The organism is Trichocoleus sp. ST-U2 (assembly GCF_039961875.1).
Lineage (GTDB): Bacteria > Cyanobacteriota > Cyanobacteriia > Cyanobacteriales > FACHB-T130 > FACHB-T130.
Genome location: NZ_JAMPJY010000001.1, coordinates 77,266 through 94,291, shown reverse-complemented (window position 1 = coordinate 94,291; position 17,026 = coordinate 77,266). Strand labels below are relative to the sequence as shown.

Sequence of the window (17,026 nt, the reverse complement as noted above, 5' to 3'; positions counted from 1 at the left end):
TCGGCAACGGGCACTTTTTAAGAGTTGCACAGCCTAGTTTCCTAGGCAAAAACTCCGTCTAGGGCACAAATAAGCCCCCTGTCGGAAGTCGAACAGGGGGAAGTTGTGTTTTGTCTCCTGAAGGCTCAAGCCCTACCAGTTACTTACGCGCTTTACTTCTGCTCCAATATCTGACGCGCATTTTGTCCTGGGGTGTAGCTGTAGCCAAAAGCGGAACGCGACGAGTCATCGATAATCTGAGGCGTCAGCAACACGATTACCTCTTGCCGTTGATTCACCTTGTTGGTACTTCTAAACAAGGCACCTAGAAGCGGAATATCGCCCAAAATTGGCACTTTGGATACGGTCGTTCGCTCTGAATCTTGAATAATCCCCGACAGAATCAGCGTCTGACCATCTCGCAGGCGAAGTTGTCCAGAGTTCAGGTTACGCACCGTCAGCAAAGCGATTTGGTTAACATCATCACCAACGACTATATTTTGCTGACCGCCAATCGCAGTTACGGTGGGATTTACCGCTAAAGTGACGAAACCATTATCGTCAATCCGCTCGACTCTGATATTGAGGATTAAACCTGCCTGTTTAATTTCTGCGGTGACGGTTGTATTCGTCGTATTTTCAGTTGTTTCCGTTTCCCGCCGAATATTACCCACAACCTCTTGAGTCAAGTTGACGGTAGCCGACTGTCCTTCCTGAACAACTAGAGTCGGGTCAGTCAAAATCTTGGCATTGCCGCTTTGAATCTGCGCCCGCAATGAGGATAAGAACCGGCTGGGGAACTGCAATAGGGAAGGGAGAGCTGCCGTAACCGTCCCAACGGTTCCTGCTGTTGCAGTTGATGTTACCCTTCCAGTAGCGGGGTCAACGGTTTGAGTAATGATATTGTCTGTAGCTGGAGTAACGGTGATGAAACCACCCTGTAGCGGATTATTTAAGTTCACAAAAGGTCTAGGAAAAAGCCCAGCGCCTGCATTTTGCACCCTTTGAACACCATTTGGACCCACTATGATGGTACCGGGTGAAGTTCCCGGAATGCTTACGGGATTGTTTGGATCGAGGAAAACATTGGCTCCGCTAAAGGGATTCTGGATAATAGGTGGGCTAACTTGACTCGTAGTCACCTGCTGGTTTGTCGGGGGTCTGACACCGCCGTAATTAAAGGCTGCTGCTCCCTGGTCAACACTGAAGAAGCTATCCCCGATCCCGAAGGAGAAGCTAGTGTTAAAGTCCTTGGTGTTCAATAGGTTGACATCAACGACCTTGACATTCACTGCCACTTGGCGACGGCGGGCATCTAACTGGGTCAAGAGGTTTGTCGCAATTTCAACTTTGCGAGGAGAACCAACCAGGGTGATGGCATTGAGTCGCTCGTCGGCTGATACTGCTAACCCTTTGAGTAGTAAGGGGGCATTTCCCTCAGTAGCTCTCAGTGCTAAAATGCTTGGCGTTCTGATTTCTACGGTTCGAGCGGCGGCTCCCTCTCCAATGGTCTGAATTTGAATTTGCTCTGTAGGGATTTGCGTCTCTGCCCCTTGGGTCGTCAAGAAGTTCGCTGCTGCCGTCACAGGGACTTGATTGAGTCGCAGGCTGCGCGTGATGATATTTCGAGCATCGTCAGGCAGTCTGGCACCCACAAAAATTGTTCGTCCAACTCGGTTGGCTTCTAAGCCGCTCAGCTGAAGGACGTAGTTGAAGACATCTTGAACTGGCTCATTTTCGATATCCAGGGAAATCGTAGGTCCCCCCTCGGTAGCACCACCTGGGCCTGGAGCGGCTGCTGGTTGCCCCGGAGTCCCACCTGCTGCCGCGCCTCCCGTAAAGGCAAGGTTAAGACCCGCAGAACGGGCAAGCAGCCCTAAAACTTCTCGGACGGGGGCATCCCGCAACACTAAGCGGGGTACGCGCTCAGCCGTACCGAGATCGATGACAGCGGGGGCAGCATTGGTGTTGGAGGTAGTAATATCGCCGACTGGGGGCGCGATCGCTCTCGGCAAGAAAGGCGGTGCTGGACTGACGGGTTGCACTGTCCCCGCCGCTGGAGCCGGAACTCCGTCAATGGTAATGCGCGGGTTTGGCACCAGAACATCTGGGTTTGGCGGGTTGATGACTGGTTGAGGCTGAACCTCTGGTAGACCGGGCGCAGGAGTTATGCCACTGGGTGCTGGAACCTGAGGGATTTGACCGGGTGGCGTTTGGGGGAATACACCGCCCGGAACTGGCGTTTGAGCGAGTCGGGTTGGAGTCGGTGGTGTCTGTGCCGTTGGTGCAGGTGCAGTAGGAGAAGAATTAACAGGTGCTTGGGAGGAGAGCGTCGGCGGTGCAACAGAGTTAACGTTTAAGGTGATTCCCCCTTCCTTGTTCTGGCTAATCTGCCCGGTCGGTTTGCTGTTAGCTGCGCTGACTGTTACTCGGACACTATTGTCCTCCCGCTGGCTCACGACGATTGACTGAATGCCAGGAGCCGGATTTTCCTGACGGAAGCTGTCTCCCTCAGGTAAGCTCAGTCGGGCATTCAGCACATCTGCCGTTAACTCATTGCCACGGCTGAGTGTGAACATCTGAGGGCGTAGGACAGTGTCCTTGCCGGAGCGATCGCCCTCAGATGTCTTTAGCATCACTTCAACACCATTATCCGTGGGATTGAGTTGCACAGCGGTTACTTGCGTGGCAGCTGCTAAGACCCGTTGTGTTCCGGGTAGAACCAGTGCTGAACCGAGCAAGATTCCACCCAATATTGATAGCTGTTTCACCGTTTCCTCCTCACACAAAAGCAATTTTTGCACCTGAACAGCTTTCAGGTCGAATTCTCGACACCTACTTGCTGTCTCCTACTGGGGTGGTTGAGCTGCCGCTGCTGCTGCCGCTGCTGCTGCCGCCGCCTCTTTCGCTTCCTGCTCCGATAATGGCAGCAGCACCTCTAACTTAAAAGAGGTGTTAATCAAGGTTCGCTCTTTTGGTTTGCCAGTGGGGACAATTTGACCCTGCCGGTTTACCGTAATTTTCTGACTGGTCGCCGCGTCCTTTAAATCTGATTTCAAGTCTTTTACTACTAGCAGTTGCTGGAGTCGCTCTAGACTTCTCAGAATCGATTGGGTTTGTCCGTAGTCGCCTTCAAAGCTTACATTGTATACCTTACGTTTGAGCTTACCATTGACTTCCGGCCCCAAAGACCCATCAGTAATAATGTCACTACTGCTAGCATCAGCGGCATCGTTTCTTCTTGGCTCATACTTGGTCAATTTACCCTGTCTTGCCTTAACAAAACGATTGATATCTAGCATTAAGGTATCCAGGGTTCTGGAGCTACCAAACATGGAAAGGACAGCAGCTCTTTGCTGTTTTGCCTTGTTTAGGTTTACTTTCGCCGCATCAATTTTTTGCTGGAGTTGTGCCTGTTGTTGAATTTGCTGCTCGGTGTTTTCTACATCAGTTTGCAGTTGTTGATAAGAAGTCCACGCAGGCAACAACAGGTTAGCGACCAAATAAGCTGCTCCTGCTAAACCCAACACTGCCAGCAAGGCACCGCTGACTGTTGGCGTGAACGTAATACCAAAGGCACTGGGATAGGCAGCCTCATCTTGGCCTTCATCGGATGGTATAAAGTCTTGACTTACCGTCATTTTTGCAGCGCTCCTGTGTTCTGAAGGTTTCTAAGCCGAGTCGCTAATCCCACTGCACCTTTGCGCTCCCACTCTCTAAGTAACTGGGAAGCTGGGGCATCGCTCAGGCTCGTTTTAATGGTGTATTCCACCACTTTTGGCAATTTAATTTCTACTCTAGCGTTGGAATTTCCTTGATCCTGGGGCTGTTGCACCTGAGTTTGATTGTCTTTCAACTCAGCCGCCACAATTTGGGTATCTTCGCTATCGAATAACTTAGATCGCTGTAGCGTTAGCAAAAAGTCGTTCACTTCATCAAAGGAGCGAGCGTACCCTTTGATTGACACGTTAGAACTCGGAGGAGCAGCGGCAGCAGTGGGGCTAGGGGCTGCTGCGGCGGTGGCTGGATCTGGAGCGGTTTGCTCAATGCTGGTGATTTGTAGACCGGGTGGCACGCGATCGCGTATATCCTGCAAAATCGCTGACCACGGAGCTAATTGATTGAACACGCTGGCGAGTGCCTGCGTTTCTCCTTTCACTGCCTGAGTTTCGTTGTTGATTGCTTGAATTTGCTGCTCTTTGGCTTTGCCTTCATTGAGCCGCTGTTCCAATTGAGCTTTTTTGGCGGTCAATTGTTCGGTTTGGTTTTGCAGCAACAACCACAACGCCCCAACTCCTGCTGGCAACAGCAGACCGACTGCCAATCCCGCCAACAGCGGCGTCATGTTTTTATTCCCAGAGGGAGCTTTGGCACCAGGGACATCGCGGCGGATGATGTCCGGGCGATCCTTAAGAAAATTAATATCTAGGCTATACATCGCTTTAAACCTCTCGTAGTCCTAATCCCAATACCACTCCCAATCCCGGTCTTTGCACTGGTGAAATTTCCTCTATCACCTCCAAGGAAAGGGCCGCAACTGGGTCTACTTGTGTCGTTGGCAAGCTCAACCGTTGCGTGAAGAATTCATCCAGTTGTCCAATTCCTCCTCCTGGCCCAGCGAGTAGCAGCTGCGCCACTTCTAAATTTTCGCTCTGATTTAGATAAAAATCGATAGAACGACGCAGTTCGTCGGCAAGCTCTCCCAATACTCTAACCAAAGCTGCCATACCGGGATTGATCCCTGTTGCGCCTGTGCGGACATTATCGACGGGGGTGTTGGGAATTGTCATCCCTTGCAGGATTTCAGTGTTTCTCGATGTCGGTAAATTCATCGCCCGATTGAGGGCACTCTGTAGTTGATATGTCCCAATCGGCACGGTGCGCGAGAATTGTGGCACCCCATCTACGATGATGGCAATCTCGGTGCTGTCGAACTCAATATCTACCAAAACGGCAGCTTCTTGAGGGCCAAATTGCCGCAACTGCTCTCGAATCGTCCGAATCAGAGAAAAACTGCTAATCTCTAACACATCGATTTTTAATCCAGCTTCGCGGAAGGTTTCGATATAGGTGTCTGTCACATCCTTGCGGGTGGCAACTAGCAGCACCTGCACCTTCTCAATTCCATCCTCATCGGTGAAAAATCCCAGCTTCTGGTAGTCTACATCTGCTTCCTCCCGTGGAAAAGGCAAGTAGAGACCGGCTTCGTGATCCAACACCATTTCCCGCAACTCTTTGTCATCAAGTTCCGCAGGCACTGGGATAACGCGCACCACGGCTTCGCGACCCGATACGGCAGTGGCGACGTTCTGGACTTTTATCTTACTTTCAGCGATCGCTTCCTTAATCAGTTCTGCTAAAGCTGGGGCATCGATAATCTTGCCTTCTTGAAAAACCCCTTCCGGAACTTCTTTCGAGGACAGCATTGTTAATTTGAATCCTTGTCCCTGCTTGCGTAGTTGAGCAATATTAATTCGTTCAGGGGCAATTTCTATACCAATTCCTTTGGTACGTTTCGATAATAATCCTTTAAATCGGGTGAACATATCTTTAGGTTTGCTGAGGGGAGCAGCCATAGAAACTTTAGTTAGGTAAGAGAGATTGCGTATAGGGAAATAGAGACAGATTCATGGTACCCAATCTAGCTGACAAACACATCGGTAGAGACAAAAATACACCCTGATAGATTCCGTACCATTAGATATACCTCATCAGGTAGGATGAGTTACTGCTAGCTGGGTTACTGCTAGCGCTGAAAGTGGAATTGCAATTTACATGATCCGTAGGAAAACCTGGAGACGATTGGGCATCTGTACCCTATTGGGGTTCATTTTCAGCTGGGTTATCAGCTGTAGCCCTGGATCTGCCCCATCCGGAAAAGGGGAAATTGAGTTCTGGACGATGCAGCTGCAACCGCAGTTTACTGAGTATTTCAACAAACTGATTGCCAACTTTGAAGCGGAAAATACCGGCGTCAAAGTCCGCTGGGTAGATGTACCCTGGAGTGCGATGGAAAGCAAAATCCTGACGGCGGTTTCGGCAAAAACAGCACCCGATGTCGCGAACCTCAATCCGGACTTTGCCTCTCAGTTGGCGTCGCGCAATGCTTGGTTGAATTTAGATACTAAAGTTCCCCAGGCGGTGCGTCAGCAATATCTACCTAATATATGGAAGGCTAGCACGCTCAGCGACCAAAGTTTTGGACTTCCCTGGTATTTAACGACGCGGGTGACGATTTACAACCAGGATTTGTTTAAAGCTGCTGGGGTAAGCAAACCTCCGGCGACTTATACCGAACTGGCACAAGTTGCTCAACAAATTAAGGAAAAAACCGGCAAGTATGCGTTTTTTGCAACCCTAGTTCCAGAAGATTCGGCTGAGGTGCTGGAATCGATGGTGCAGATGGGGGTTCAATTGGTGGATGCCAATGGAGAGGCGGCTTTTAATACACCCGCAGGGAAAGCGGCGTTTCAGTATTGGGTAGACCTTTACCAGAAGAAGCTGTTGCCCCAGGAGGTATTGACACAAGGGCATCGACGTGCAGTTGAACTGTACCAAGCAGGTGAGACGGCGGTGCTAGCGACGGGCGCAGAATTTATGGCGACGATAGAGAAGAATGCGCCAGCGATCGCGCAAGTCTCCGCTGCGGCACCCCAGATTACCGGCGAAACGGGTAAAAAGAATGTAGCGGTGATGAATCTGGTGATTCCCCGCGACACTCCAAATCCGGATGACGCCCTCAAATTTGCTTTATTTGTCACCAACGATCAAAATCAGCTGGCTTTTGCTAAGGCGGCGAACGTGTTGCCGTCTACAGTTCAGGCAGTGCAAGAGTACCAAAGCCAGATAGCCAGTAATCCGAAGGTGTCGCCAGTAGAACAAGCTCGCGTCATTAGTGCCAGCCAATTGACATCGGCAGAGGTTTTAGTCCCGGCGATGAAGGATCTCAACAAGTTGCAGAAGGCAATTTATGAGAATTTGCAAGCAGCAATGTTAGGGGAAAAAACGGTAGACAAAGCAGTTGGAGATGCAGCTTTAGCGTGGAATCAACGCTAGGGATTCACGCTAAAGCTGCCAGACCTAACCCCCAACCCCTTCCTGGAATCGGGAAGGGGAGCAATATTCAAGAGAAATATTCAAAACCCCTCTCCGAAACGGAGAGGGGTTTGGGGAGACGTTTGGAGAGGCACTTTTTTCTCTAGATGGGGAGTTATCACACGATTACAGCAGTATTAGAGCTTGATGTGACTTCACGGGGCAACTCTAGGCGGAAAGTTGAACCCTCTCCCGGCTGACTTTCCACCTGTATTTTCCCATCCATCATGCGAACCAATCGGTCAGTAATGGCAAGCCCTAAACCCGTACCCCCATGAGTGCGCGTCAGGCTTTGACTGAGTTGTCGAAATTCTTGAAAAATTTCCTGGACTTCCGACTCCTCGATCCCAATGCCCGTATCTTTGACAGCGATCGCAATTTGGCCGGGTGTCGGTTCGCAAGCATCCACAGTAATGCTACCCGAATCGGTAAACTTAATCGCATTGGAAAGAAGATTAACCAACACCTGCCGCACGCGATTACTGTCATTCACAACACAAGGATTATCAAGACTAACGTGAATATGCACTTCCAGGTGCTTCTGCTGAGCCAAGCTCTGGAGTTCTTCCACCGTTTGCGTGACTAGCTCGACTAAGTCAAATTCTTCCAAATTTAATTCCAGCTTTCCCGCCTCTAGCTTAGAGAAGTCCAGAATATCCTCAATCAGTTTGAGTAGGTGTTTGCCACTATTAAAAATGCGCTCCAGCATATGTATTTGGCTTTGGCCCAGCTGATGCTGAGCTTGGCGCATCAGCAATTGCGAAAAGCCTAGAATCGCATTCATCGGAGTCCGCAGTTCGTGGGACATCAGCGCCAAAAACTGCGACTTCAGCCGGACTTCTTCTTGAAGGCGCAAATTTTGTAAATGATAATAGCGAATTTTCTCCTCCGCTTGCTTGCGGGCGGTGATATCACGTAGCATCCAGCGCAGGGAAGACCCCTTACCTTGCTTATCTGGGACGCTGGCGACAGTCAGCGCAGCATTAAAGAGTTTGCCTTGACGCGATTTTAGTCGCACCTCCCACTCCTGAACTAAGCCTAACTTTGGCACCTGAGTCAGTTGGGAACGAAAGGCTCGACGAGCTTCTTCAGGCACAAATATGATTAGCGGTTTGCCCACTAGGTAAGTGGGCAAGATACCGAGAAGCTCAGCAGCGGCGCGGTTGGCTTCCCGAATCGTTCCAGCCGCATCTGTTACCAGGTAGCCATCTGGAGCAAACTCGAATAGGTCTAGGTAGCGCTGGCGTTCCGATTCCAATGCTCCCCTCGCCCCTAACAACTCCTCATTCTGCTGGCGCAGTTCTTCTTCGGCTACGTGTAATTCTTCCAAAGCGGTTTTTAATTCTTCCAGCGATCCCGCTAGCAGCTCTGGCTGTTGCTGAGGCGATTCGGTGACACGCTGCTGTAACGCCGCTGCGCGTTGGCGTGCCGTCTCTATTTTCTCGGTAAACCGCTCTCCTTTTAGGTGAAAAGTCATGAAATTCTTGATTACTATCTTTTTTTAAACTTTTGTTAAGCTCTTGAATCACCCATTTTGCTTTTTGAGCAATTTGGAAATCAGATTAGCTGTAAGCGCCCTAAGCAACTAGACAAATCACACAAAGTTTTTAGCTTTTGGCAGCAAGTGCCGTTGAACTTAACTTTAATGAATAAATTCCCGTAACACACAAGGTGTGCAAAATCTTAGTAAAGACACTATGTACATACTTTGAGTTAACTGTAAGAAATTTATGTGTAAATCCTCTTTAAGGCTGATAAGTTAGGTGAAATCCATAAGCCGTAACCAGAGCTTTATCCACATACCTTTCCGTTCCTTCTCGAAACCAAACAAACCCGATCCCCCAGCCTTCTGCCCACTTCACGGTAAGCGTTGCCTGGTTAGAAGAAGAAAAAGATAAAATATTTTAGCTTTTTTTAGGGAGAAAGCGGCTAACTTTAACTTTTTTTATCTTGTCGGATCGAGGTTTGGAAAGCGGTTAGTTTTATACCAGTAAGGTTGAGTTTTTACACATACTTAGAAAAAATATTCCAAAACAGACTGTAGCTTTGAGATTTTTATAGTATTGGCATAGCGCTGTGCAATTCTTGCATTAATACAATCACTCCCTGAATATCTTTTTTTAAAATAAATAGAGGCATACAGGTGACTTTACACTGAATTGTCCTCCCACGCCGGTTGATAGCATCTAGTATTTCTTCGTGGTATTCCAAGTCCCCGGTTAAACAGCTTTGAATCGGCTGTCTAAGCTGCTCTACCGGCAAGCCAATCTTTAAATTTAGAAAGGGCTGTCCCTGGACTTCATCGCTACGCAGTCCCCACAAATCTTCAGCTTGAGGATTCCAGATTTGGATGTTCAGTTCTTGGTTTAATACGACAATGCCGCCCGGTAGGCTGGTAAAAATAGATTTGAGAAAGGCGTTGGCTTGGTTAACCTGGTTGCTGGACAGCCGCAGTTTTTCTGTTGTTAGGCGTAGCTCTTCGTTACTTGTATCTAATTGTTCTGATTTTATTTGTAAATCTTCGTTACGCGCCTCTAAGCTATCAGCAGTGGTCTTAATTTGGGCGATCGCGCTTTGCAGGTGTTCGTTGACGACAAGCCAGTCGTGGTTTTTATTTTCTAAGGCGCGATCGCTCTTGGCTAATGCTTCGACAGTCGCTCGCAGTTGCTCATTGAGAAGTTGTAGCCTCTGTTTAGAGTATTGCACCTGGAACTGTCGAGATTGGTTCATGTCTTGGCGATCGCTCTCCATCGCTGCCAAACGCTCGTTGGATTGAGATAGCTCCTCGTGCGCCACCAGCAAGTCTTCCAAGACGAAGCAAAAGTCCTCAAACGCTGCCGTCGCCAACACGATTTGCTGCAAGATTAATGCCTGTAGGGGCGATGAATCAATGGCTAATAAATATTTGTGCAGGATTGCCAAGTGTTGTTGTAGAAGGATTATCTGCTGGGAAAACTTGTCCTCATTCATTCAGGAACTCCTTCTTGCTCCTCCATGAATAAAAGCACTTCTCGAATCTCTCCCTCCTTCCCTAACAAAGGTTTACAAGAGACTTTACACTCAATTGCCTTGCCGCGTCGGTTAGTGGCATTGAGGATAATTTCTTGTAAATCGTTCTCCCCAGCTAGACAGTTGCGAATCGGCTGTTTGAGTTGCTCTACTGGCAAGCCAATATCTAAATTTAGAAAGTGTTGTCCTTGGATTTCATCGCTTCCCAGTCCCCACAACTCCTCAGCTTTGCGATCCCAACGCTGGATATGCATATCTCGCCCGACTACGACGATGCCGCCCCGAAGAGTGCCTAAAATCGACTCTAAAAAGGCGTTTGCGTCGTTGAGTGCTTCGCTGCGGCGGTGCATTTCATCGTTAAGAGCCTGCAATTCCTCATTCGTGGATTGTAGCTCTTCGTTCATGGTTTCTAGCTCTTCGTTAGAGGATTGGAGTTCCTCATTTGTCGTCTCTAACTCTTCGTTAGAGGATTGGAGTTCCTCGTTCGTCGTTTCCAACTCTTCATTCGTAGACTGGAGTTCCTCATAAGCCATTTCCAGTTCTTGGTTGGATTGTTGCAAATCGTCCTGTAGCTGTTTGTAGCGGCTGACATCAATGAAGGAAATACTGACGCCTAAAAGATTGTTGGATACCTCTACGAGCGGTACCACCAGCACGTCTAGAGTAATCGTTTCGCCTTTCGGGGTTTGCCACGGCACATCCCTGACAGTAATCTGTCGGCGCTCCGCATAGGCTTGATCGATACAAGAGCGTAATTCCAGGGGACGATAAGAAATTTCTAAATCTTGCAAGGGGCGACCCAGATCCTTCGGACTCAAGGGAAACATTGCCCTAGCACGTTCGTTCACCAGCACTAAAAAGCCATTGACATCTATCACTATCTGGGATGTCGGGCTGCTGTCGAAGGCGACTTCCCGAATGCGGACATGAGTGGCTAGATTGTTCGCTGCCTCCTCGCTGCCAGACTGAGCCATAAGCAACAACCGTTCGCGTATTCCTATTTTATGGGCTTTGGTAAAGATACGCCGCTTCAAATCCACAGGTGTGAAAGTGTGGCTGTGGCTGAGCAACATCTCCGCCTTCCCTAAAAAGATAAAGCCACTGTCATTCAGGGCAAAGTGAAAGCGGGAGAGGATTTTAGATTGAGTTTCGGCATTGAAATACATCAAAGTGTTGCGACACACCAGTAAGTCAATGCGGGAGATGGGAGCATCAATCGTCAAGTTGTGACGCCCAAAAATCACCGAGCGACGCAGAGCCTTGCGAAAGTTATAGCCGCGAGCGCATTCCTCGAAGTACTTCTCTACCATTTCCGGAGCCAGATCCGCGACATCCTTCGCTGAATAGGTCGCTTGGCGGGCTAGATTGAGGGCTTCCTCGTCTAACTCGGTGGCATAAATTTTCACCCGTTCTTTGAACTGTTCCACTCCCAGCGCTTCAGCGAACGCCATCGCGATAGTATAAGCTTCTTCTCCAGAGGCACAGCCAGCACTCCAGATGCGGATCGGTTCGTTGATTTGTTTGCGGGCGGCAATGGTGGGAACGATTTCTTCAATAATGTAATCCCAGGCTGAGCGATCGCGGAAGAAGGCAGTTACATTAATCAACAACGTGTTAAACAGGTGAATAAATTCTTCTGGATATACTTCTAGGTAATCCATATAATCGTTGTAGCTTTCCAGTCCTACTATCTGCATCCTTTTCAGGACGCGACGCATCAGAGAGGAACGTTTGTAGCCAGTAAAATCAAAGCCACGGCTGCCTTTAAGATACTCTAGCAGCGCTTCAAATTCAGGGTTGAGGATTGAGCGATCCATAAGTAGTTGTTAGTTATACCAGTTTTCCATAAGTGCAATACGGTTTTGACCTCGCTTCCATTGCTCTAGAAGAATCTGAGAGAGGCTTTGAATTGACCGCCCACAACCGCGTTGGGAAGAGGGTTAGCGCTTAGGTTTTCTCTGTATATCTTACCCGATCGAAAATGACTATAATAGCTACTCGCTTAATCGAATATTTTTTTACACAACATCAATTTAGTATATTAGCGTAATTAGATATCACGCTTTGGGAGTGGTAGAAAGGTTAGTTGTCAATCGCAGCAAGCTGAGGACTTAATGACTACTGAGGATTTCCGATTCCCAGTCTTCAACAAAGTTACATTGATTGCTCACAGTTTGATTAGCGATTCGTGGTAAATCACTAGCTTTTTGCCCTATTTTTATTAGCAAACTCTATCTATAAATGATTAAAGTTGGTGACAACAATTTGCCATTTGCAATTAGCTATTTACCAGATTCACCAAAGTAGCAGCAATTTCATTTAAGGGGAGTATCCAATCGACTGCTCCAGTTTCAATTGCGGCTCCCGGCATCCCAAAATACTGCGAAGATTCCCGATCTTGCGCGATCGCGATTCCGCCCATTTGTTTAATCGCTCTGATGCCGGTTGCACCATCCTTACCCGTCCCGGTGAGGACAACCGCGATCGCTCGTTCTTTAAAACTCGCCGCGATTGATTCAAAGAGTAGGTCAGCGGAGGGACGGACAAAATGCACCAGTTTCGTCTGGGTGAGGGAGAGAGTAGCGTCTGGGTCGATCAGCAGGTGATGATTCGGCGGCGCGATATAGATTGTCCCCGGACGCATTTGCTCTCTTGGTTCTGCCTGCTTGACGGGTAGAGACGTGCGACGATTCAGGATTTCTGCGAGTAGGCTGGGGTGTTTGGGGTCTAGGTGCTGGACGATGGCGATCGCTGCCGGAAAGTCTTTTGGCAAGCCAGAAATCAATTCGGTGATGGCTTTTATCCCACCGGCAGACGCTGCCACTGCCACGATGGGAAAGGTAATCAAAGGGTAAGAATTTTCTTCGGTTTCTGGGTTCGATCCTGCTTTTCTCCGATTCTCCTTTTCTACCTGCTTCCCATTTTCCGGGTCTGTCTGGGTATCTTTCTCTTTGTCCCCATTGCCATTTAAAAGCAGTTGCCGGATGATGGTAGCGTTGTGCTGAGCTTCGTGCGCCTGTTCTTCAAAGCGTTTGGCTGACCGAGTTTGGTTGCGATCGCGTGCCCCTTGATGCATCCGACGGGACAAAGCGGCACGTTCTTCTAGTGCCCTAAACGCATTCCACAGTGCCGTCTCTAGTGCCTCAGATTGCTCTGCCAGCAGAGTCTCGCCGGAATAGGCGTGACCCGTGCGGCAGCGGAACCGAAGCAACTGACCGTCGTGCAGTTCCCACAGGGCACCCCCGCAATCTGGACAGCCGAAGCCGGAGGGCGTTCCGGGTCTGTCATCTTTGTGTATGGAAGCCATATTTAATTCTGCGCTCTCGGATTCCATTTCCATCTCATCAGTTACAGGCTCTTTTTCCTCGGCTGTCACTGACTCTTGAGCCAAGCTTACCAGGGTAGGAGCGATCGCTGACAAAGGCAAAATATAATCGACTTCTACGTTCTCGATAGCGCTACGGGGCATTCCGGGAAACAAGGCGTCGTTGGGATCTTGAACCACTGCGACACCGCCTCGCTGCTTCACCGCTGCGAGTCCCGCCGTCCCGTCGTCAAGATTGCCTGAAAGCACCACACCCACCACTCGCCGTCCATAGAACTGGGCTGCCGTGCGAAATAGGGGATCGATGGCGGGTCTGTGACCGTTCTCCTTAGGACCACGAGCCAGGTGGATGTATCCGCGTTTAACTAATAAATGGTAATTGGGGGGTGCCACATAAATCCGCCCATATTGAATCGCCTCGCCGTCCTTGGGATGAGATGCTTTCAAAGAGCCGCAGCGATTCAGGATACTTGGCATGGCGCTGGTGCTGTGGGCAGGGAAGTGTATGACGACAAAGATTGCAGCTGGCAAATCCGGCGGCAAAGCCTTGACCAGTTGAGTCAGCGCTTCTACCCCGCCGGCAGAGGCACCGAGGACGATAATATCGTGACCAGACATTTATTTTCTCAATGCAGCGGATGAATTAAATTACCCAATCAAGCGAAGACCGAATTCTCAAAACTCTTTTCAATCGAACAAGTAGCTGAATCATCGCCGCAGACGCTTCGAGATCCTGTATTGGTTACTTTAGGCTAACATCTGTCACTCGTCATCAATCCTCGGCATGAAAGCGCTTACTGAGTGTAGAGCAATTCTATTTGAATTGTGAGGGTGTAGGGCACCCTTGATTGAGAACTGCCTCGACACAACTGATTCGATGAAAACAAGCTAAATACTGACTCGGCGGGGAAATTCTACATTGAAGGTAGATCCGTGACCTAAATGACTTTCCACTGATATTTTTCCATGCATTAATTGCACTAATGAGTGAGTGATGGCAAGCCCTAAACCCGTACCCGGATATTTTTTGGCGAGGGACTGATCGACTTGCCGAAATTCTTCAAAAATATGCTTTAAGTTTTCCTCAGCAATTCCAATTCCGGTATCTTGAACGCTAAGTAACACTTGATCCGGGGAAATTTCTTGTACTTTGATGCACACACTTCCGGTGTCGGTGAATTTAATCGCATTGGAGAGAAGATTCACCAAAATCTGCCGCAACCGAGCGCTATCATTCAATATCTGAGGGTTTTGTAAATTTGCCTCGACTTGCAGATCCAAATGCTTTTCTGAAGCAAGCGATCGCAATTCTTCTGCGGTTGTTCTCACTAGCACTGGCAGATTAAATTCTTCCAGTTTGAGTTCCAATCTTCCGGCTTCAATTTTTGAGAGGTCAAGGATGTCATTAATCAGCGTTAGCAGGTGTTTCCCATTGCTGAGAATGCGATCCACCATGTCCAATTGTTGCGGGCTAAGCTGATTTTGCCGCTGGCGCAACAGCAGTTGAGAAAAGCCGATCACGGCATTCATCGGCGTCCGCAGTTCGTGGGACATGGTGGCGAGAAACTGCGATTTCAACCGCGCTGCTTCCATCAATTGCAGATTCTGAAGTTGAATTTGCGTGGAAAGATTTTCGAGTTCCTTGTTTTGCTGAGCCAGGATTTCGTTTTGTAAAGCTAAGCGTTCCTCTCGTTCTTCTAAAGCATTGATCAGACGGGCATTATTAATCGCGATCGCGGCTTGTTCTCCCACCGCCGCCAGCAGATATCGGTCTTCTTCGTCAAACGCATGAGAATTTTCCCAATTACCGATTGCCAGCACGCCCAACCGTCCCGCTTGCGCGGACTCAATCGCCACCACATAAAGTGAAGCTGGCAACTCTGAGGGCTTTACGGTGTCGGATGTCGAGTGGAGGAAAGCGGCTTGTTCCCCTTCGATAAGCTGAGAAATCCCAGTCAAAAACACCTGAGAAAGCAATCCTTCCCCCGAACTAAAACCATCTTCCAGGCGCAATTTTTCCGTACCGATTCCCGCCGTCACCGTTAAGACCAGGCGATTGCACTGGGGGTTTTGCAGCATGATAAAGCAAAACTGGGCACCCGCGATCGCATCGCAAACCGCTTGAACCATCACCCGTAACAAACCGGGTAAGTCACTCAGGCGCTGGTTTAGTAAATTCGTCAGCTGCTGGAGTGTCCGGAGTTGTTGCTGTTGTTCGCCCAGAATAATGATCGCCTTGCGTAAGTTCTCAGTCGCCGCTTGCGCTTCCCGGTATAATTTTCCATTTTCGACCGATAAGGCAGCACGACGGGCAAGTTCCTCTGCCAGAGCCAAGTCCATCGCATCGTAGCGGCGTTTCTCTTGAGTGGACACTAAGGAAATTGCCCCCAACGTGCGATCGCGCACCAACAGGGGCACCACCATGTAAGACTGAAAGCCCAGCTCCCGAACGATTTGCAGATGTTCGGCATTGCGGGTCGCAGCTACGAGCATTTCGTCGTCAATTTCAACGGCAAATTTTGGTTTGCCCGTGCGTAATACTTCGCTTGCGGGGTGTTCTCCATCCGGGTCGGGGGGGAACAGATGCAGCACCTCTTGCACCAACTTCTCTGGAGAGGGGTTTGGATAAGCCGTCCCCATCCGATGAATTGAGCCGTCCGCTGCCAGAATATCTACTATGCACACGTCGGCTAAGTGGGGCACTGCCAATTGAGCCAGATTCTCGAGGGTTGTTTTGTAATCTAGAGAAGCTGAAAGGACAGCACTCGCTTCTGCCAGAAATCGCTGGTTTTCTAATGCCCGCTTGCGCTCTGTAATATCGCTAATAATTCCAGACATCCGGAAAGGCTTGCCGTTCCCATCTCGCTGCGCTTTGCCTCTGGCAATGCAGTAACGATAATGCCCAGAAGCGTGCAACAGCTTAAATTCCACATTACATTCAACTTGATGCTCCAGGTGATCGCGGATGCTCTGGACGATGCGGTATCGATCTTCTGGATGCAAAAGTTGGCACAATGCCTGGTAATTGCCGACAAATTCTTCACGGGACAAGCCGCTGATTTCAAAACAGCGGTCATTCCAATAAACGGTGTTGGTGGTGATATCCCAGTCCCAAATTCCGTCGTTCGATCCCTCTAGAACAAATCGATAGCGTTCTTCGCTTTCTTTGAGTAATTGGTTTGCTTCTGATGCCTGTCTTTCCGCTCGATAGAGGCGAAGCGCATTGTGCAGGCTGCGAGAGAGACTTTCTGGAGAAACTTTGCCTTTAGAAATATAGTCGGATGCTCCGGCTTTCATCAGTTCGACGGCAGTTTGTTCGTCTCCCTGACCCGTCAAGACGACCAAGGGGATTTTAAAACCAGACGAGCGGATATTTTGAACGAGGGTGAGTCCATCCCCGTCAGGCAAGCGATAGTCGAGGAAGACACAGTCAAAATGGTCGCTGTGTAAAGTAGCGATCGCTCCTTGGCAGTCGCTGGTTTCTACTAATTCCATTTGCACGCCAGCCGTTTTGAGCGACCGGCGAACCGCCATCCGGTCTACTTCATCATCATCGACTACCAGGATTTTTAACTTTTCTTCCATAACCATTCAAGGACGGAATTCGTAAAAAGCTTT

The 17,026-nt window shown here is 49.1% G+C and carries 10 protein-coding genes; 1 reads left to right on the top strand and 9 read right to left on the bottom strand.

All coding sequences use genetic code 11. The features are described from left to right. Window positions 1-152: 152 nt before the first annotated feature. The 4 genes from NC996_RS00355 to NC996_RS00340 all read right to left on the bottom strand — a co-directional run bounded on the left by NC996_RS00355 (window position 153) and on the right by NC996_RS00340 (window position 5,525). Entirely contained in the window at window positions 153-2,750 is a 2,598-nt protein-coding gene (locus tag NC996_RS00355) for an AMIN domain-containing protein (RefSeq protein ID WP_190683172.1), read from the bottom strand. A 78-nt stretch (window positions 2,751-2,828) separates the two neighbouring features. Next, on the bottom strand, window positions 2,829-3,620 hold the full coding sequence (locus NC996_RS00350) for a hypothetical protein (RefSeq protein WP_190683168.1): 792 nt from the start codon (window positions 3,618-3,620) through the stop codon (window positions 2,829-2,831). Next, window positions 3,617-4,417 carry a PilN domain-containing protein gene (locus tag NC996_RS00345; RefSeq protein WP_190413631.1) on the bottom strand — a complete coding sequence of 267 codons (801 nt, stop codon included), beginning with the start codon at window positions 4,415-4,417 and terminating at the stop codon, window positions 3,617-3,619. Before NC996_RS00345 ends, NC996_RS00350 begins: the two co-directional genes overlap by 4 nt. A gap of 4 nt (window positions 4,418-4,421) precedes the next feature. Continuing rightward, window positions 4,422-5,525 carry a type IV pilus biogenesis protein PilM gene (locus NC996_RS00340; RefSeq protein ID WP_190413781.1) on the bottom strand — a complete coding sequence of 368 codons (1,104 nt, stop codon included), beginning with the start codon at window positions 5,523-5,525 and terminating at the stop codon, window positions 4,422-4,424. A gap of 229 nt (window positions 5,526-5,754) precedes the next feature. Here NC996_RS00340 and NC996_RS00335 point away from each other — a divergent pair, with 229 nt between their 5' ends. Further along, window positions 5,755-7,035, top strand: a complete 1,281-nt coding sequence (locus tag NC996_RS00335; RefSeq protein ID WP_190683165.1) for a sugar ABC transporter substrate-binding protein — start codon at window positions 5,755-5,757, stop codon at window positions 7,033-7,035. Window positions 7,036-7,192: 157 nt separating this feature from the next. Here NC996_RS00335 and NC996_RS00330 read toward each other — a convergent pair whose 3' ends face one another. The 5 genes from NC996_RS00330 to NC996_RS00310 form a co-directional block, all read right to left on the bottom strand. Then, window positions 7,193-8,551, bottom strand: coding sequence for an ATP-binding protein (locus NC996_RS00330; protein ID WP_190439979.1), 1,359 nt, complete (start codon window positions 8,549-8,551; stop codon window positions 7,193-7,195). A 578-nt stretch (window positions 8,552-9,129) separates the two neighbouring features. Further along, window positions 9,130-10,044: a PAS domain S-box protein gene (locus NC996_RS00325; RefSeq protein ID WP_190683162.1), complete on the bottom strand. Its 915-nt coding sequence runs from the start codon at window positions 10,042-10,044 to the stop codon at window positions 9,130-9,132. Then, window positions 10,041-11,900 carry a CheR family methyltransferase gene (locus NC996_RS00320; RefSeq protein WP_190667448.1) on the bottom strand — a complete coding sequence of 620 codons (1,860 nt, stop codon included), beginning with the start codon at window positions 11,898-11,900 and terminating at the stop codon, window positions 10,041-10,043. Before NC996_RS00320 ends, NC996_RS00325 begins: the two co-directional genes overlap by 4 nt. 461 nt (window positions 11,901-12,361) lie before the next feature. After that, window positions 12,362-14,026, bottom strand: a complete 1,665-nt coding sequence (locus tag NC996_RS00315; protein ID WP_190683159.1) for a chemotaxis protein CheB — start codon at window positions 14,024-14,026, stop codon at window positions 12,362-12,364. Between the two features lie 270 nt (window positions 14,027-14,296). Then, entirely contained in the window at window positions 14,297-16,993 is a 2,697-nt protein-coding gene (locus NC996_RS00310; protein WP_190683158.1) for an ATP-binding protein, read from the bottom strand. Between the last annotated feature and the right edge of the window lie 33 nt (window positions 16,994-17,026).

Bases quoted from the DNA above. Each gene is read 5' to 3' on its own strand.
- NC996_RS00310 (WP_190683158.1), bottom strand. From the start codon at position 16,993: ATGGAAGAAAAGTTAAAAATCCTGGTAGTCGATGATGATGAAGTAGAC.
- NC996_RS00320 (WP_190667448.1), bottom strand. From the start codon at position 11,900: ATGGATCGCTCAATCCTCAACCCTGAATTTGAAGCGCTGCTAGAGTAT.
- NC996_RS00315 (WP_190683159.1), bottom strand. From the start codon at position 14,026: ATGTCTGGTCACGATATTATCGTCCTCGGTGCCTCTGCCGGCGGGGTA.
- NC996_RS00345 (WP_190413631.1), bottom strand. From the start codon at position 4,417: ATGTATAGCCTAGATATTAATTTTCTTAAGGATCGCCCGGACATCATC.
- NC996_RS00350 (WP_190683168.1), bottom strand. From the start codon at position 3,620: ATGACGGTAAGTCAAGACTTTATACCATCCGATGAAGGCCAAGATGAG.
- NC996_RS00330 (WP_190439979.1), bottom strand. From the start codon at position 8,551: ATGACTTTTCACCTAAAAGGAGAGCGGTTTACCGAGAAAATAGAGACG.
- NC996_RS00340 (WP_190413781.1), bottom strand. From the start codon at position 5,525: ATGTTCACCCGATTTAAAGGATTATTATCGAAACGTACCAAAGGAATT.
- NC996_RS00325 (WP_190683162.1), bottom strand. From the start codon at position 10,044: ATGAATGAGGACAAGTTTTCCCAGCAGATAATCCTTCTACAACAACAC.
- NC996_RS00335 (WP_190683165.1), top strand. From the start codon at position 5,755: ATGATCCGTAGGAAAACCTGGAGACGATTGGGCATCTGTACCCTATTG.